Origin of the sequence: Candidatus Desulfosporosinus nitrosoreducens, from assembly GCF_030954495.1 — a bacterium.
Classification (GTDB): domain Bacteria; phylum Bacillota; class Desulfitobacteriia; order Desulfitobacteriales; family Desulfitobacteriaceae; genus Desulfosporosinus; species Desulfosporosinus nitrosoreducens.
On sequence record NZ_JAVHUW010000046.1, the window covers coordinates 82,076 to 100,084 of the forward strand.

17 protein-coding genes are annotated in these 18,009 nt (G+C 49.8%); 1 reads left to right on the top strand and 16 read right to left on the bottom strand.

The genetic code is table 11. The annotated features are described in order from the left end of the window. Positions 1-4: 4 nt before the first annotated feature. The 6 genes from citF to REC12_RS09725 form a co-directional block, all read right to left on the bottom strand. Positions 5-1,588, bottom strand: coding sequence for a citrate lyase subunit alpha (gene citF / locus REC12_RS09700; RefSeq protein ID WP_374214195.1), 1,584 nt, complete (start codon positions 1,586-1,588; stop codon positions 5-7). A 70-nt stretch (positions 1,589-1,658) separates the two neighbouring features. Continuing rightward, entirely contained in the window at positions 1,659-2,534 is an 876-nt protein-coding gene (locus REC12_RS09705) for an HpcH/HpaI aldolase/citrate lyase family protein (protein ID WP_308893943.1), read from the bottom strand. A 35-nt stretch (positions 2,535-2,569) separates the two neighbouring features. Beyond that, positions 2,570-2,842 carry a citrate lyase acyl carrier protein gene (citD, locus tag REC12_RS09710; RefSeq protein WP_308893945.1) on the bottom strand — a complete coding sequence of 91 codons (273 nt, stop codon included), beginning with the start codon at positions 2,840-2,842 and terminating at the stop codon, positions 2,570-2,572. A 6-nt stretch (positions 2,843-2,848) separates the two neighbouring features. Continuing rightward, complete coding sequence (locus REC12_RS09715) at positions 2,849-2,998, bottom strand: hypothetical protein (protein WP_308893946.1); 150 nt, start codon at positions 2,996-2,998, stop codon at positions 2,849-2,851. Positions 2,999-3,045: 47 nt separating this feature from the next. Next, positions 3,046-3,849: an acyl-CoA dehydratase activase gene (locus REC12_RS09720; protein WP_308893947.1), complete on the bottom strand. Its 804-nt coding sequence runs from the start codon at positions 3,847-3,849 to the stop codon at positions 3,046-3,048. Between the two features lie 11 nt (positions 3,850-3,860). Beyond that, positions 3,861-4,874 (bottom strand): 2-hydroxyacyl-CoA dehydratase family protein, encoded by a 1,014-nt coding sequence (locus REC12_RS09725; protein WP_308893948.1) that lies wholly within the window; start codon positions 4,872-4,874, stop codon positions 3,861-3,863. Between the two features lie 279 nt (positions 4,875-5,153). Between REC12_RS09725 and REC12_RS09730 the strand changes: the two genes are divergently transcribed. After that, positions 5,154-5,729, top strand: a complete 576-nt coding sequence (locus tag REC12_RS09730) for a Uma2 family endonuclease (protein WP_308893949.1) — start codon at positions 5,154-5,156, stop codon at positions 5,727-5,729. A gap of 22 nt (positions 5,730-5,751) precedes the next feature. On the opposite strand, the gene REC12_RS09735 is transcribed toward REC12_RS09730, so the two are convergent. The 10 genes from REC12_RS09735 to REC12_RS09780 all read right to left on the bottom strand — a co-directional run bounded on the left by REC12_RS09735 (position 5,752) and on the right by REC12_RS09780 (position 17,946). Further along, entirely contained in the window at positions 5,752-6,999 is a 1,248-nt protein-coding gene (locus REC12_RS09735) for a methylaspartate ammonia-lyase (RefSeq protein ID WP_308893950.1), read from the bottom strand. Between the two features lie 69 nt (positions 7,000-7,068). After that, the gene (locus REC12_RS09740; RefSeq protein WP_308893951.1) at positions 7,069-8,523 is read right to left on the bottom strand and encodes a methylaspartate mutase subunit E; all 1,455 of its coding nucleotides are present in this window, start codon (positions 8,521-8,523) and stop codon (positions 7,069-7,071) included. A gap of 2 nt (positions 8,524-8,525) precedes the next feature. Beyond that, entirely contained in the window at positions 8,526-9,914 is a 1,389-nt protein-coding gene (gene glmL / locus REC12_RS09745; RefSeq protein ID WP_308893953.1) for a methylaspartate mutase accessory protein GlmL, read from the bottom strand. Between the two features lie 14 nt (positions 9,915-9,928). Beyond that, positions 9,929-10,348, bottom strand: coding sequence for a methylaspartate mutase subunit S (gene glmS, locus REC12_RS09750; RefSeq protein WP_308893954.1), 420 nt, complete (start codon positions 10,346-10,348; stop codon positions 9,929-9,931). Positions 10,349-10,375: 27 nt separating this feature from the next. Next, positions 10,376-11,305, bottom strand: a complete 930-nt coding sequence (gene murI / locus REC12_RS09755; protein WP_308893955.1) for a glutamate racemase — start codon at positions 11,303-11,305, stop codon at positions 10,376-10,378. Next, positions 11,302-12,255, bottom strand: a complete 954-nt coding sequence (locus REC12_RS09760; RefSeq protein ID WP_308893957.1) for a GntR family transcriptional regulator — start codon at positions 12,253-12,255, stop codon at positions 11,302-11,304. Before REC12_RS09760 ends, murI begins: the two co-directional genes overlap by 4 nt. 346 nt (positions 12,256-12,601) lie before the next feature. Continuing rightward, on the bottom strand, positions 12,602-14,215 hold the full coding sequence (locus REC12_RS09765; RefSeq protein WP_308893959.1) for a cell wall-binding repeat-containing protein: 1,614 nt from the start codon (positions 14,213-14,215) through the stop codon (positions 12,602-12,604). A 100-nt stretch (positions 14,216-14,315) separates the two neighbouring features. Then, a complete protein-coding gene (locus REC12_RS09770; RefSeq protein WP_308893960.1) occupies positions 14,316-15,533 on the bottom strand; it encodes an ABC transporter permease in 1,218 nt (405 codons plus the stop codon). Then, positions 15,530-16,255: an ABC transporter ATP-binding protein gene (locus REC12_RS09775; protein ID WP_308893962.1), complete on the bottom strand. Its 726-nt coding sequence runs from the start codon at positions 16,253-16,255 to the stop codon at positions 15,530-15,532. Before REC12_RS09775 ends, REC12_RS09770 begins: the two co-directional genes overlap by 4 nt. Positions 16,256-16,293: 38 nt before the next feature. Next, positions 16,294-17,946 carry an efflux RND transporter periplasmic adaptor subunit gene (locus REC12_RS09780; RefSeq protein ID WP_308893964.1) on the bottom strand — a complete coding sequence of 551 codons (1,653 nt, stop codon included), beginning with the start codon at positions 17,944-17,946 and terminating at the stop codon, positions 16,294-16,296. Positions 17,947-18,009: the final 63 nt, after the last annotated feature.

The window sequence follows — 18,009 nt, forward strand, 5'->3', positions numbered from 1 at the left end:
CCTTTTAAAGAACTTTCCTCACCACGTCAATAACAGTTCCATCCCGGTATTCCACAACGGCTACTATCTCCTCCGAGGTTGGAACCGGTTTAGGAAGGCCGGTGATCTTTTCTGCCAAGGCTTTCAGCTCGCCGATCGTTAGCAAAGGAAGCTTTGTTTTGCTCAGCGTCTCAATGAGATCTGCTCTTTGGGGATTAACCGCGATTCCCCGCTCCGTCACGACAACGTCGATACTTTCCCCGGGAGTTGTCACAGTCATAACCTGATCCTTGATAATCGGGAGCCGGGCCTTCAGCAAATTCGTCACAACAAGCGCAAGTTTAGCGCCGGCCGCCGTGTCGCTGTGTCCCCCGGAACCGCCCATAATCACTCCATTGGAGCCTGTTGTAACGTTAACATTAAAATCAAGATCGATTTCTGTCGCCCCTAAAATCATAATATCCAGGTTATTAACGACTGCTCCCTTAGTATGAGGGTTGCCGTACATCGACGCGGACATAAATTGATGTCTGACATCATCTCTATACGACTCTACCGCTTTTAAATCAAAACACTGCACATCAAAAAGCGTCCTGAATAATCCTTCTTGCAGCATCTCTACAAGATATCCGGTGATCCCACCGGCAGCGAAGCTTCCGGTCACATGATCCCGGCGCATAACCTTGGCAAGCTCTGCGGCAACTGCCAGAGATGTTCCGCCGGCTCCGGTTTGAAAAGACATCCCGTCTTTGAGCAAACCGGAAGCCTTGATCACTTCCGCCGCCAATTTAGCAATTTTCAAAGCCACGGGGTCTTTGGTAATTTTAGTGGTTCCGGAGACAATTCCTCCCGGATCGCCGATTGATTCAACTTGAACCACATAATCGACATAAATCTGGCTTATTTCAATCGGGCAAGCAGGGTAAGCCACTAAATTGTCCGTAATTGCCACCGTCCTGGCGGCGTACTCCGCATCGGCAACGGCATACCCCAGCGTCCCGCAAGCCGATTTGCCCTGGACACCATTGATATTGCCGTAGCTATCTGCGGCAGGGGCCGCCAAAAAAGCCACATCAACTTGCAGATCCCCGCTTTCAAGGGCTCTTGCCCGTCCCCCGTGAGTCTGCATAAGAGCAGGTTTTTTTAATTTGCCCTCTGATATTGCTTCGGCAACGGGACCTGAGATGTAATTGGCCGCAATCCCAGTCACTACCTGATTTTCTATATGTTTAACAAGCGGTTCATGAATTGGGAAAATAGAACTGGCGGCAACTGTCAAATCCTTAAGCCCGCGCTTGGCCAGCGCCTCCATGACCATGTTCAAAACATAGTCCCCGTTTCTCAAATGATGATGAAAGGAGATGGTCATTCCGTCCCTGATCTGAAGTTTATCCAAAACTTCTTCCAGATCTTTAAAGACCTTCTTCTCATCAGGAAAAACACTCGTCAGGGCAACAGCCTTCCTTGTCCTCAGCTTGCTGCCGCTTGATACTCCCTGGAACGGCTTAACTTCTCCGTATCCTGCGATAAAGTCGGGAAGTTCCCGCCCTAAAGCTGTTTTTATAATCTTTGATTTTTTGCCTGTGTTGACGGATGTTTGCGTATTCATTTTTCTCCTTTCTTAAGGAAACGTCAATCAGTCTCCGAAAATATTTCTTCGTATCCCAACCTAGAGGAAGCTACTCAATCAGTCCCAATCTTTGACCAAGTTCCAGCGTAGTGATTGCTCGATTAATCACAGGAGCGTCCACCATTTTGCCGTCCAATGAGAATACTCCCTTGCCCTCTTTTTCCGCCTCGTTCTTGGCGGCCAGAACCCTCAGGGCATATCTTAAATCCGCTTCCGTCGGGGCAAATACCGAGTGAATTACCTCAATCTGTCTCGGATTAATCGCGGCCTTCCCCGTCATCCCCAGGCTTTTGGCTTTAGCCGTGTCCAGGGCCAATCCCTCGCAGTCATTCGTATCTGTAAACGGAGTATCAATAGCATCCACCTTTAAGGCTTTGCATATGGTTGCTACCCTACTGCGGGCATAAAAGATTTCTTCCCCCTCTTTGGTCCGTTTAATTCCCAGATCGGAGGTTAAGTCTTCTCCTCCCAACAAAACCCCGACAACCCGCTGCGAGGCCTTAATGATCTGAGAAATACTTTCCAGTCCCCAAGCGGTTTCCACCAAAGCAATGAGCTTAATGCTCCCCGCGGCAAAACCTTCCTCCCGCTCAATCCCATCCAACATTGCGGCAACCTGCCTTATTCCATCTTCAGCCGCTTTGGGTACCAACAAAGCATCCGGTTTGACCCTGGCCATAACGTCCACATCGGCGGCTCCAAATTCCGTATCCAGAGGATTGATTCTCACCACAACTTCAACCTCTGAATAATCCAGGCTTTTTATGGCCTCTCTCACCAGAATCCGGGCACTGTCCTTTTCCGTGAGACTTACCGCATCTTCCAAATCCAAAATAATAGAATCCGCTCCGAGAATCGCCGCATCCTGAAGCATGCCCGGATTGTTGCCGGGCATAAACAGCATGGATCTTCTAAGTTTCTGCATTTATTTCACCCCGGTCAGTGTGTAGTATGTAATGACTAAAGAGCTCTTTTAAGGGCCGTTTCAACCCTGGCGCCGATCGTATAATCCAAGGCACCCTTATCTTGAGCCTTAATGGTGACCCCTGCAATCCCCATCTCCCGCACCTTATCCAGAATCACCTGCTTTATTTGCTCACCAAACTGCTGCATGACGATACTCTCAAGTTCAAGCTCGACGCTGCCCGAATCATTAGGCCTAACCATAATGAGAATATCATTGGATTCCAGCGTTCCAGCTTTAGCAACTTTTGTTATCTTCGTTGTACTCACCTCAAATTATTTGCGTATGCTCTTCCGAAAAAATTTTTTGAACCAGCGGGCAATTATGACAAATCCAAGGTAAAGAGCAAAGACGACTAAAAAACCCCAAAGCCCTTCCACAATATCTTGAAATTCCATGTTTCCGCGACCGGTTACCTTAACCAATCGTTCATCCTCCATAGGTGAAAAGCTTGCTTAAAAGCGCCGTTTCCTTAAGCTTCTCCAGTTAAAAGATTGCGCCCTTCAACACAACAGCCGATCGCTCCATTAAACTGAGGTTCCGGCGGTATAACGATCTGCCTGCCTGTGCCTTCCTGCAGAAGTTTGCTGACGGCACGATTGTGAGCCACCCCTCCGGTGAAAACGAGAACCTCCCCGGCAAAAGAACGCAGGAGAGGCAAAATTCGCTTGACAATCGTGGCATTAACTCCCGCAGCAAGCTCCGCCAAAGGAAAACCCTCTACGATCTTACCGATAAGTTCGCTTTCCCCAAACACCGCACAAGTGGAATTCAACTCCACAGGAGCGTCGGCATGCTCTCCGAGCTCTTCAAGAGGCATATCAAGAACATGCGCCATATTCTCCAAATACCGCCCCGACGAAGCGGCACATTTATCGTTAGTCAGGAAATCAATCATCCTGCCCTTGCGCACCTGAATGATTTTGCTGTCCTGTCCTCCTAAATCGACCAAGGTGAAATCCCTGAGCCCCGTCTGGTACATGGCGCCCAGAACATGAGCCTTAAGCTCCGGCATAGCTTCTCCCCCGGCAAGCTCCAGGGTATTCCTGCCATAACCCGTCGATACAAGGCAGTCAACTGCAGGCAAACCCAGAGCCGCAAAATTGACAACCAGCTTTCCTTCTTGCTTTCGGCCATACTCACGGTAAAAGCGGATCGTATCCAAACTTTCCAGGCGCAGAATCTCCAAGTGATCCGTATCCTTTGCCAGCTGCATAAGGGCGACTTTGACACTCCGGCTCCCCAAATCAATTCCGCATATAGTCTGTACAGTCATGCGCCGCACCCTCACTCCTTCAGCATACTCAGAAAGGACTCAATCCTCATCTTGCTCCGCGCATCCAAACCCGTTGGATTTTCTCCTTCTAAAGTCAAAATCGGATAATCCAGTTTTTTGCGGATAATTAAATCCTCGATTTGACGATAACAGAAGCTTTGGGTATAGTGAATGATTCCATCCAACTGACGCCGCTCCGCTTCACAAGCAATATCCTCAAGTCTGAGAAAAACTTGATAAGGATAAGTATATAATCTGTACTGTTCAATGACATCACCCGTTAGAAACGGCATGGAAAATTGTCTCTGAACTTCGTTAAAAACGACACGGGCCCCCTGGGTTTCCAGAAAATCGTATAGCTCCGGAAAAATCGGCGGGACTCCAATAAACCCCAAACGTATTTCCCGCGCTTTTTTTCGTGACTGGGAAGGACTGCTTGCAAACAAAGGCTCTCTCTGCCGAACCTTTTGAATAAATTCTTCCATCTCACAGGCGAACCCTTCCGGATCACCGTTGAAATCAGAACAGGAAACCTGATAGAGATGATTTTCAAACCCGCTTACACGATTTTCCTGCCAGGTCAGGCGGTCAATTTCCCAAGCTAAGGCTCGAACCTGGTCCAGACGCTTTTTTTGCTGCTTCACGCCTTCCCAGGTTGCTCCCAAAGCTGTAATTAGTTTATCCATTTGCAGCCGCAGCATATCATGATCACGGTCATAGGGAAAAGCAAAAGGAATAATCTGAATACCCTCAACTTCCCAAGTTTCCATCAAAGCATGCGTATTGCTGCAATCTCCTTGCGTGACGGCAACAATCCGCCGGATTTCGGGATGATGCAGAGCCGTGGAATACAATCCTTTAATCCAGCCGCAGACATTTCTGGGGAAACCGGCAAGCTCGGCATCCTCCACCCGGCTCATAGCCTCCGAATTAGTAATAAAAATATTATTCAAATCTACCGGCGTCTCCCCGGCCGCATAGATCACTTCAACGGGAACCGTCGTTGTTAAACCAATCTTGCCCATAAAAACTTTCTTCTCCTTGCTCACCCTGTTTAAGACTTACACTCTATATTGTAAAGGCTCCGGTTAAAAAAGTTAAGTCCGAAGGATAAGCCGGGAGAAAATCGGCCCTAAACAATAGTTAATGATACAAACTTTGATTTTATAGTATGGTAAATGCTAATAACGACGCAGGCCGGAACCTATTCGCTCTATAGTTACTACGGCATCCTAAAATATAGTATAATATTGTAACTCAATTGGATTTTCTACACATAGCTTACTGACCAGGAGGTATGATTTATGCCTTTACAGCAGGAAACCAAGAAATACACGTTCTCAGATTATCTGACATGGCCGGAAAATGAACGTTGGGAGATTATTGACGGAGTCCCCATTATGCAATTCGCACCAACCTGGCAGCACCAAGCCATATCCAGAGAGCTCATAACCCAATTCAACGCCTATCTCAAAGACAAGCCTTGTCAGGTATTTGCTTCTCCTTTTGATCTAAGGTTACCTGAAGGAAACGAAACCGACGACAAAGCAACCTTCGTTGTCCAGCCCGATATTACTGTCGTTTGCGATCAGGGAAGATTAAAAGGTACCGGGTATTTTGGCCCCCCTACTCTTGTGATCGAAATATCTTCCCCAGCGACAGCAAGAAACGACAGGGTTTGGAAGTTTAATAAATACGAGCAGGCAGGGGTTAAAGAATACTGGATCGTTGAGCCGGATGGTAAATTCATCAACGTCTTTACCTTACAACCCGATGATAAATACGGCAGACCTGAATCTTATACAGAAACAGACATAATTGAGGTCTCTGTATTCCCTGGCTTTACTGTGGAACTAAAACCTATTTTCGAGGCTATTTAAGCTCCAAAGAAGAAAGACTGATCTAGTGTGACGCACCTCTTCTTAAAACCGCCAGGGTCCTGTTCATTTCATTGTGAACGATCATATATCCTTCATCGACGCCCATGCCCGGCTTGGCCAGCATTTGATCCGGACGGGCAGCCAGAGAGACGTGAACAGCCGTTCGTCCGCCGGCATCCGTTTCGTTGCATGACCCGCCGACATAAGCTCCCACACCATATTTCTTGGCGTAGAGAACAGCTTCAATAGTATTCTGAATTCCTCCCAAATCCGGAGTTTTGATTTGCACCATATCCGCCGCCTGGGCATCCACAAACCTCACGATATCTTCATAAGTGTTGCACCACTCATCAGCCACAATTTCCACCTTTATGCCGCGTTCCTTCAGGGCCACGCGCAAAGCCTTCAATTGAGCAATTTGCCCCTCAACACTTCCGGCGTCCATCGGACCTTCTATTCTTAAATGGAGGGGAGCGGCCGCTTTTTCCAACTCGGCAAAATACTCGGCCATTCGCTGCGTATCATCCTGAAAAGCGATCCCGATGGTTCCATAAACATCAATATGCAGGACGGGACGGTAATCCTCTCCTCCGAGAGTAAGAATGCGGTTCCTGAGCCAGGTTACATAATCCAAAAGCAGTTCGCCCTTGGCGCCAAGTTTTGTTGCTACGTTATTAATTAAAGCATGGGGCAAGACCCCGGCGCGCTTGATGATCGCCTTATCGGCATTGTCGTAGCGGTCGTCCCCGGTTTGAGTAAAGATAGGAACAGGCTCAAGGATCAGCGGAAGTTGATATTCTGCCAAAATAACTTCAGTCATGGTCTTTTTCTTAGCTTTGGCCACCGCGTCCAGGATGGCTTGGCTGACCCCATAGCGAATGGCCGTGTGGTAGCGCTCCCCATTGGGACGCTTGGAAGTTTCCACAAGACCCGCTAATTGCCGGAACGAATCCAGTTCCTTTCCCAGGAGTTTGGGGGCAATCTCTTCCAGAATAATAGGAATAAAATCTTGCGCCAAAAAGAGCGGGTCCCGACCGCCGGCTCCCGAGTACTGCACAGCGGCACAGTCCCCCGCGGCCACCTGTCCGTCTTCCAGGATGAGCATGACGGAGATGGACTCTCCGCGTTGTCGAACTGCTTTAAAACCCGGGGTTAAAGGCTCGCCGGTATAAGCAAACCCGTCATGGCCCGCTCCCGCCTTAATCGCTTGTTGGTCGTCAAAATAAAATCCGGTAAGCCCTGGTGACGCTATAACATCAATGATTTTCACAAATACTACCTCCTCATCTTGCCTGCAAAGGCGGTCCTTTACAAGCCGCAAAAAGCACCCTCCTTGTCTTTAACTCCTGGGCCGCCCCACAAGCATCCCCTTGCCAATAGCATAAATATCGTCGATGACCATTTGGAAGGAAGGGTCCCGCCCTTCATCCCGTCCGCGCTTGGCGATACGTTCGCGGTGAAAGTCCTTAATCGTCTCATCAAAAGGAATGTTGCCGAAATCCAGCACACGCACCGCACCGGCGGTATCACGGGCCGGCAGAATCTTGCCCGCATTAAAGCGGCTGGGAGCGAAAGGCACATCGATAACGCCTGCTTGGAAAGCGCGGACGGTACCTGCCGCCATGTCCCCCTCGCCGAGAGTCAGAACCCGGTCCAGGATAGCCCTAGTTTCCGCCAGAATCATCTTCTCTTCTAAGGCCAGTTCGTCCGTCATCGGCAGGCTCTGGTCTTTTAACATGCTCAAAACCTGCTTGGTAGCTCGAATCCCGGCCGCGTTGGCTTCCTTGGTCGGTATTCCCAAAGCCTCGTGAGGAGTTTTAACAATGACTTTGGAGGCTTTGCCTAAAGCGGCGGTTGCCGCTCCCCAGGAAATAACGCCAAAAGCTTTGGCTTCATCCTGAGGGAAACCTCCCATCCACTGATGAAAGACCGTCGTAATCATCACTTGAGGATAGCCCAGTTTCGTCAGATATTCTTCCGCCAAAACCGGAAGTGTATGCAAAGCGGCGACATCCTGAATAAGATTGCCGCACTGTCCGTAACCCAGAGTCAGACTGCGCACGCCCTGGGCCACCGCAAGAATTCCTTCAATGACGGCCACAGCATGAGAAATAGAGGGGGGAACGAGGGTCCCTGTCAGCGGTCCGAAAGGTTCACGGTTGATTTTCACCCCTTGCTCCTCATACAGCCCAATAAGGCGGTCTACATACTGCCAGTATTTAATCGTGCTTTCTATGGAAACATCCTTCGAATAGGGAATATTGTAGGAAATCCCGCCCCCTTCATAGTCGGTGAAACCTCCGGCGATGGTTACCTCGGCAAGCAAACGGGCATCCGGTGTCCCATGACGTACTTGAACAGGCACTTGAACACTCTCCACCACTTGGCGACAGGCCGCAACCCCATGGTTTACCGCCGGAAAGCCATTGAGCATAGAGCGTCCAATAGACCGGCTTTCCTCAATTCCGGACTGCGCTTCAGTATAGCGGTTTTGCCGGGTATAAGAATCAATAGTGGAAGGCAGAAAATCCGCCCCTCCTTCATCCTGAAGAAAACGCAGCAGCTCGATATGTTCATTGAGAAGAGCGACACCGGCGCGGGGCTGAGCAAAGGTTATCCCTTTGGCTTTACCTTCGGCAAGTTTTTCCGCAAAGATCTTGCTCTTAGGCAACGCTTTGTGATAGGCCACCGCTTCCTCAAAGTTGACATCCTTACCCGTTTCCCATTGTCCCAGGACTTCCTGACGCTGACGCTGAAATTCTTCCGCGTCCATTTTCCGGACTGTTAATTCCATAGTTATACCTCCTCTAGTTTGACTACATATTTTTTCATTATCCGCAGGGCGGCCTGCGGTGCCACTTCCCGCAGCAGACCCATAGCTGCCAGGATATAGTCTTTGTCGAGATAAAAGCTGGGATTTTGAGGTTTAAGCAGAGTCGGCTCTCCCGGGTTAAAGACGGAACCTTTGAGAATTTCCCAAACATGAGGGTTGTGAAGCAAAACTCCTCCCGTCCCGATTACAGCAGGCAACGGTGTTAAATCCTTTCCGTGCTGAACATAGGTCGCCCCGAAAGGAGTGTAAACAACCTCAATCGTCCCTACATGGCGTTCTACGGCCAGGCTGACAGCCATCCTGCCCATAGCCAGATCAAATTGGGCTTCTTCTTCAGTTTGAGGTATGAGCCAGGGGTCTTTTTTGTACAGCTCTAATTGAGCTGCCACCTGATCGTCCCTCCAGCCCAAAACATCGTACAATTTCCGGCCCGAGGCCTCTACCAGGGCCTCCGAGCTGTAACGCATCCCCAGATCCCCTTCAACCGTCCGTTTGGCATAAGGTTCCGGCAAACCCTTGAACATAACATTCGGCTTGCTCGGCTCTCCTTTGGCGATAGAGTGAACATCCGTCGTCGCCCCTCCGACATCAACAATCATGAGTTCCCCCAGGCCCCGCTCTGATCCCTGCCCTTCAGCCAGCAACTCTGCCGCTGAAAGTACCGCTGCCGGGGTGGGCATCAGAATCCGCTCCAAAAACTCTTCCGCCTTATCCAATCCCTTGGCGTGGACAATATGACTGAGGAATATATCCCGAATCGCCAGGCGGGCCGAATCCACCGCCAACACGCCAAGGTCAGGCATCACATTGTCCGCAACAACGACAGGATCATGCCGCCGCCTCAAGAGATCCGCAGCCTGCGCCGCTGCCGCTTTATTGCCGGCAACCACAACCGGGAGACTAAAAGGAAGTGTACTGAGGATTTCCGCGTTCTTAAGCATAATTTCTTTGTTTCCGCCGTCCGTCCCTCCGGCCAGCAAAAAGATGTCCGGCTTGGCAGAAATAATCTTTGCCAAGTCCTGAGCTGTCAGTTCATAGCTGAAAATCTCCATGACTCGCGCACCAGCGCCTAGCGCCGCCCGTCTGGCCGCTTCAGCCGTCAATTCCTTGACCAGGCCACTGGCCATCATCTTCAGCCCGCCCGCCGCGCTGCTGCAGGCGAGTTTGCGGATAAAGTTCCACCCTCCCGCCGGCTCCGGTATCTGAGCCAGAGCGGCATGCAAACCTTCCATAATGTTGGTCTCAACGGTTGTCCCCGCCCGGGCAGTGCCCAGAACCTCTTCCCTGTCGAGATCAACAATGGTAACTTTAGTATAGGTGCTGCCGAAATCAATGAGAAGAACCGCTTGCAAGGCTCATTCCCCCTTCAATTTTCCGTAATCCCCAAGTCCCCGCGCAAATCCTTAATCGGAATCTCAGGCATCGTACCCGGCGGGTAAACCCGATTAAAGCCCATCGCCAAAAAACGTTGTTTAACAGATTCAAAATCCTGTTTACCCACAACCAGGTTGCCTCCTACATACATCAGAATATCCCCGATACCCTTTTCCTGACACTTCTCACGCAGCCCCCGGCAATCCATCTCACCATGCCCGTAAAGCGATGAGACCAGCAAAGCATCGGCATTCGTTTCAATCGCGGAGTGAATAAACTCTTCCTGGGTTGAGAGCACTCCAATGTTAATCACTTTAAAACCGGCTTGCGTGAAGGCATAGTCCAGGATGCGGTTTCCCACGGCATGAACATCCGAACCGATTACCCCCAGTACCAAGGTCTTTTGTTGCACGATAAATTCCTCCCGGCGTTTTCATAATTAAGTGTGAAACGGGGTGTCCCCAAAGCACACTTGTTCTACAGATTCTATGGGTTCATGCAGAAGCGTATTGCCAACCTGGCGGAAAAGTCCCGGGTCCCCGCTGACAAAATAGCGGGCCCGCCATTGGCTTTTTCCCGCATTGACTGCAGAGATCTCAGATCTTGAGCGGCGCTCAGAATTTGCCGCATCACGCCCTTCCATCTCCTGCAGCAATACTTTAAGTTCCTCTACAACAGCTAAAGCGGGATCAATGATCAGGACATCCTCCCCTAAAATTTCTTTAAGAACCGGTTCCAGGAAAGGGTAGTGTGTGCAGCCCAGGATAAGAGCGTCAACCCCGGCGGCTTGAAGAGGGGCCAGGTATGTTTTGGCAATTCCCCGCGCTTCGGCGGAATTTGCCAGTCCGGCCTCTATCAAGGGAACAAACAGCGGGCACCCCTGAGCCTTGACCAAAGCGATGGCCTGTTCACCCTGCTGCCAGGACTCCCTCAGCACAGCGTTTTCCGGCACACTCCCGCGGGCTAAGGCCCGGCTCACTCCCGTCGAATAGGCTTTGCTGCGTACGGTCGTTTCCGTAGCTATCAAGCCAATCCGTCCCGCAATGGTTTTTTCAACAGCTAAACGGGCTCCGGGGTCAACCATCCCGATCATGGGAATATTAAATCTCTCTCTAAGTATAGGCAAGGCCGTTGCCGAACTTGTATTGCAAGCAACCACAATAACCTCGGCGCCTTGTCCGATGAGAAACGTGACACTCTCTTCTCCGAAACGGACAAGTTCTTCTTGAGAGCGATTCCCGTAAGGCACCCGGGCGGTATCCCCAAAATAAACAATTCTCACATCGAACAACTGCTCTAAAATTTCTTTCATGACAGTGAGTCCGCCAACTCCGGAATCAAATAAACCGATAATCCGTTGTTTTCTCAAAGTTTGCCCCCCTTTATTTCCAGCAAAGCTCCGCGGAGCAGGTTTAGACTGCCGGCATCCGGCTCAAAACGAAATTCAATACATTCCATATTTTCCGGAAGCGCCTTTTCAACCCCAAGCCGCAGTTTAGGAGCAAGAATCACAGCTCCGCAATCCCGCAGGGCCTCACGCAGCTTCATTTCATTTGGTTGAATCAAAGTCTTAACTGCCGGATACAACCCGGCCTGATTTAAAGCAGACTTAACTTTTTCGGCAAATTGGTTGCTTTCACAAACTAAAGCCAAATCCCGTCCCAGCGTTAATTTAGCAATCCGCACAATCGTCTCGAGCTTTGGCTGAAGCGACATCCCTATGATCGGAAGGTCAAGATCTCCCAACAAAGCCTTAACCTCCGAAAGATGAGGCACCCCTGTCACGACCATATCTATTCCGGCCAAGCGTTTCTGGGCAAGGGGGGATTCCCGCAGCTCAGGGAGCAAAAACGGCAGCAAACTGACCCCTGGGCCGAGATTCCAACGGGCCTCGGCAAGCTGCTCAGGGTTACATTCTACGAAAGCGACTTTTATGCGGGACAAAAGATCCTTTTTTTCCATCCCCCGTACGTGCACAAAAGAAACGAAATCATCAATGGTAAAACCCATCCCCACCGCTTCTTCCATGGCCACATCAATAATACGCAGCACCTTTTCTTTGCGTCCCTCTTGCTGCATAATTAGCAGCGTGTCGGCTACGAAGGTCCCTCTTCCCTGAGCTGAACTTAAGACCCCTTCGCTTTCTAATTCTTTGTAGGCTTGGCTGACAGTATTGCGGCTCACGGCCAAGCTTGCCGCCAACTCCCTCTCCGTCGGCAGTTTTGTTCCGGCAGCCCAGACACCTTGAGTAATGCGCCGCCGGATTTGCTCCTTGAGTTGTATATAATAGGGAACCCCACTTTTGCGATCAAGATTCATTTGACCACCTCTTCAGCTGACTTCGATTTAAGCCTTGGCTTAATCCTTATTGGCATGGTCCATCAGTCCAATTCTATTGTATCTATATTCGTGCTTCCCCGTGAAATTCCTTCCCACTGCCTTAGTATTTTATGAAAATTATTTTCTAATTCTCTTTGTGCAAAGTCATCTCCGATTCTTTTCAATAACATAGAGGCGAGCTCTGAACTGTTCAACCAAAAATCTTCTCCAGCCATTCACAGAAACAGGTTTTAGCAAATAACTCACAGCAATAAACAAGGCGCAACGAACTGTAAAAGTTCGTTGCGCCTTGTTTAGTTAGGAGTAATTTTGGAATTCAATCGGGTTAATGGACCAGCATTTGTTTTAACTGAGATTCCAGATCCAAAGAAATGCTGTTATTGTTCCCTATGACTGACGTTTGCTTGATGTAGCCTTTATTAAATAACAAGAAATAGTTTAAACTGGAGGGCAGGGAATTTTGCGGAAGCATCACCACAAAACCACCTTGTTTGGCAGCCAAAGCAGCCGTTACTAAGGCATCTGCCTTAGGTTCCCCGGAGCTCACATCATCCTGACGAACAAGGCCGGATGTAAAATAAATCGGGGACTGTGGGGTATCTGTGTTAAAAAGGTTCTGGAAGATGATATTTTCCGTGTCATAGCGGTCAAAACCGCCCCAGCGTTTGACATGATACTTGGAACTCAGTTCATTCTCTACCGAACTGTCAATGACAGCCGTGCCTCCCAGTAAAATGACATTGCCTGCCTTAAGATTTGCCAAGGCTTGAGCCGTGGAAGCCGGCACCGAATTTTGTTCCGTAAGTAAAATCGGGCTTCCTTGCTCAGCGGCAAAAGCACTGATGGCGATAGCGTCGGGAATAGCATAGGCATTAGCTATATAAACAGTCTGAGTAGGGTCAATCCCCACGTTGGCCGATATCTGAGCCGCCGTATCATAGGCTTGCTGACCCGCAATCCTGGTAACTGTAAATTCACCGCTTAAACTGTCTTGAATCCCTTGGGAGACCGCAACCGTACCGCCAATGATGTAAACATTTTTAGCTCCCAGACTTTGAAGCTCCGTTAACGTTCGGTCATCCAGTTTGGACGAACTCGTCATGAGAATCGGTGCGTCAAGTTTTTTGGAAAGCGGTGCGGCGGCAAGAGCATCCGAAAATTGGTCGTCCCGGGTCAGGATTACATTTTGTGCCCCCGCGGTCCAGCCACTTTGGGCAACACTGATCGCTAAAGAAACATTATCACTGGAAGTTCCCCCAATTCGCGTGCTCTGAGAATAAGCGGGTTGAACCGGAATAGTGCCAATGATATGTCCGGCATAGTCAATATTGACATTGCCATACAAGGTCGGTGTCATGGAAAACGTGAACGTTCCATCGCTGAGTGTCGTATAAGAAACGGTTGAAGCTCCAACCAGAGACCCGTCGACAGTTCCGGATTTACGCATTAATGGATTTCCGTCAGCATCCGTTACTTTAACCCGCACGGTATTGTTAGTGTTAATATACAATGGATCTGTAATAAGCGTTTTGGCATCCAGTACCGTAATAGTCCCTGACGCAAAAGCCGTTCCTATAGCCCCTTGGCGAATCACCAGTTGATAATCTCCGGCGGTTTCCAACGTCACGTTGGAAATTGTGTAATCCCCGCTATTTCCGGATATTTGATAAATTTTAGACACACCATCAGAGCCCGTAATGGTCGCACTGGCTACACTCCCTGAAAAAGGATTGGAGTTGTTATCCCAGAGCTGGACATTAATGTTATCCGTTTCCCCGGCAATCAAGGTGGAATCGGCACTCGTCGCAAAGCTGAGCCAGGCCAGCCATGTACTGCCATCACTCGTGTCCGCTGAGGCCAGCCCCGGGATCATCCCTATTATTAAAACCATTATTACCAGTACGCTCAGCACCGCATGCGTCCGTCTCTTTTTCCCCACGTACTATTTCCCCTTTCCAACTTCCTATCACTAAAAACTATACAGAACGAATCCTTCTCCAACTGAAAACAGCTAACAAGATGCCATGGGTTAAACATTTTTATTCATACCTTAAGGCATCAATAGGATCCATAGCGGCAGCTTTGCGGGCGGGAAAAACTCCGAAGAGAATTCCGATCGCAGCAGAGAAACCGAAAGCAACCAATACCGAAGTCGGAGAAATACTGGTACTCATCTTCAAAGCCTTCCCCGCCAGAGTAGATCCGCCAAAGCCAATGGCAATGCCAATCCCTCCCCCCAAGATACTGAGTACGACCGCTTCAATCAGAAACTGCATCATGATATCAAAACCTTTAGCTCCGATCGCTTTCCGGATTCCAATCTCCCTGGTTCGTTCTGTAACCGAGACGAGCATGATATTCATAATCCCGATTCCTCCAACCAACAAGGAAATACCGGCAATTCCGCCTAAGAGCATAGTCAAGGTTTGGGTAACCCCTGTCATAGTTTGCAACATATCAGCCTGGTTCTGTACCGTAAAATCGTCGGCCTTGCCATCGGGAATTTTATGAGCTTTGTGCAGGGCCGCCGTAATCTCATCCTGAGCTGTCTGCATTTGGGTCTCAGATGTAGCGGATACCAAAATATTGCGGACCGTCTTTTTCCCAATCAAACGCTCTTGAATAGTGGAAATCGGTGCGGTTATCATGTCGTCACTGCTCATAAAACCTGTTGAGCCCGTAGTCGTAGTTACCCCAATGACTTGAAACGGTACATTATTGATTTTTATCACTTTCCCGATAACCGAGGCATTGGCGTCACCAAACAAGTCTGTGACAACGGTAGGTCCAAGGACAGCGACCCGGGCACTGTTATCGACATCTTCCGTCGTAATAAAACGCCCGCTTTCCATCGTCACATTTTTAATGCCCTGATAATCTGCAGTGGTTCCCGTAATGGTTGTCGACGTGTTGCCCGAAGCAAAAACCACTTGCCCGCTGGTACTTGTCACCGGCGCAACAGCTTTAATCGCCGTGTCGATGGGGATTTTAGTCACGTCCGTCATAGTCAGGTTATTGGAACTGCCCGCTCCCCCTCTTACCCCTCCGGAATTGGACTGTCCGGAACTGATCGTCAGGAGGTTGGAACCTAATCCCTGAATCTGAGAAGTAATTGAAGCGGTTGCCCCATTGCCGATCCCAACCATGGCGATAACGGCGGCTACCCCGATAATCATTCCCAGCATGGTCAAAGCTGAACGCAGTTTATTGGCCCGCAAGGCCCGAAGAGAGACCCGGATACTTTCAAAAAAGTTCACTTTGCCACTCCCTCCTCAAGAATCTGTACCTGAGCCTTACGTGGATTTTTAACCAGTTCATCCCCCTCGATATTGCCGTCGCGGAAGCGCACAATGCGCCCCGTGAATTCGGCAATATCCGGCTCATGCGTAACAATAACTATCGTGTTGCCCGACTCATGCAGCCGCTGAAAGATAGCCATAACCTCTTCACTTGACCGGCTGTCCAAATTCCCCGTAGGCTCATCCGCCAGGATAATCGAGGGCTTGGTAACAAGCGCCCGGGCGATAGCTACCCGCTGTTGCTGACCGCCTGAAAGTTCTTTGGGACGGTGGTGAACCCGGCCGCCAAGGCCGACAGACTCTAAGGCGGCAATAGCGCGGGTCCGTCTTTCTTTGCTGGGCACTCCGGCATAGAGCATAGGAAGTTCGACATTTTCCACCGCAGTTGTCCGGGGAAGAAGGTTAAATCCCTGAAAGACGAATCCGATCTTGCGGTTGCGAATTACGGACAGCTGATCACCGGTTGCTTTAGCTACATCAGTCCCGTCGAGATAATACTCTCCTTCCGTAGGGGTATCCAAACAGCCTAAAATGTTCATCATCGATGATTTACCGGAACCGGAAGGTCCCATAATGGATACAAACTCGTTGGCACCCACGTGAAGATTTACCCCGGCTAAGGCAGCAACTTGAATATCACCGTTGGCATATATTTTTTTAATCCCTTTGAGATCTATCAAATTGCATCCCTCCTAATACTCATCAAAACTGGTTCAACTTAGTTCCTTCTGGTAGGAGCGCCGCCGCCTCCGCCTGTTGCTCTGACAGCGCCGCCTCCCATACCGGGCAATCTAAGTCCCGAACTGGAATTCGAATTGGTTGTCGCTGAGGCAGTGCGCGTGCCTGTAATGACTTCCTGTCCTTCTTCCAAACCGCTTTTGATTTCCACATTCGTTCCGTCGTCCAGACCGACTACCACCGGTACCATGCGGACATTGGCCATGGCGCTTTTAGCCGCGTTCCCGGCCCCGGAGCTTCTGGCGCCCGACCCATTCCCCGTATATCCGCCGCTGCCTGCATTTCCCGAAGCCGCATTCCCTGAGCCCGTGCTGCCTGAGCCGACATTTCCCGCACCGGCGTTTCCTGAATTGCCGGAGCCGGGTTTCGCCTGAGCTGCAGAATTTGCTTGCCCTGTACCGGCACCGGGACTTCCGGGTACCATCACATACGTTTCAGTTCCCCTCGTCTTAACGGCTTCACTCGGTATAGTTAAGACATTGCTTGCTTCAGCGACAATGATATTGATATTGGCATTCATACCTGCCCGGAGCAAGTCGCTGTTTTGATCGACCGTCGCCGTGACCTCGTAGGTCGTAACGTTTTGGGTAGTTGTACCCTGTAAGGCAACCGCGTTCACGGTGCCGCTGATATGATCGTTGGGATAGGAGTCAAGAGTTATGTCCACTTTCTGCCCGACTTTGCACTGGGTAATATCGGACTGATCAATTGCCGCATCCACTTCCAGCTTATCTCCGGTAGGAGTAAGTGTCATGATGGATTTAGAGTCCGAATCCTGACCCAGTTGAAGGGGACAGTCGACAACTACGGCATCCACGGGCGCAACGATTGCGGCATCGTCCAAATCCGCTTGAGCACTGGCCAACTGGGCTTGAGCTATCTGAATACTCGCTTGCGCCGATTGAACATCGGCCGGCTTTGGCCCCTGAGCTTGCTGATCCACTTGATATTGAGCGGAGGTAACATTGGCCTGGGCAGCAGCTAAGGCCTGAGCCGCCCCTCCATTTTGGTTATTCTGAGCAGTCGTTAAAGCATCCAACGCGGAGTTCAAAGAGCTTTGAGCGGATTGTATGGATGAGGAATTTCCGCTTTGCTGAGCCTTGGCCAAATTATCACTAGCCGCTTTAACATTCTGATTGGCAAGAGTGACCTGGTTGGACAAATAGCCCGGATCCGCATTCTGTTTGGCAGTCGTTAAATTCTGCTCGGCTTGTTCCAGAGCCGCCTGGGCCTGAGCGCGGGTTTGGTCATTATAGGAATCCTCCAGATTTTGAAGTTTGGACTCTGCGGAGGTCACATTAGCCTGAGCTTGCAAGACAGAAGTTTTCAGCTTCGTATCGTCAATCTTAGCCAGAACCTGACCCGCTTTTACAGTATCCCCCGCTTTGACATTAAGTTCCACTATCTTTCCGGCTGACGAAGCATTCCCACTTGTCGGAAACGTTAAAGTAATCGCATGTGGGTAGTTGACAGTTCCGGTAGCCGTAATCACCTTCTGGACATCCCCTAGTTTAGCCTTTGCCGTAGTAAATGAGGATACTGCCGGTTTAGTTTTGAAGTGCTGATATCCCCAAAAACCGCCCCCCGCGACCACAACGACCAGGGCGCCAATGGTCACCCATTTTTTGTTCATACCTTTTCTCCTTTTCTTGGCCTCATTTTAAACAATAAATCTTATTGTACTGCTCAAATAATT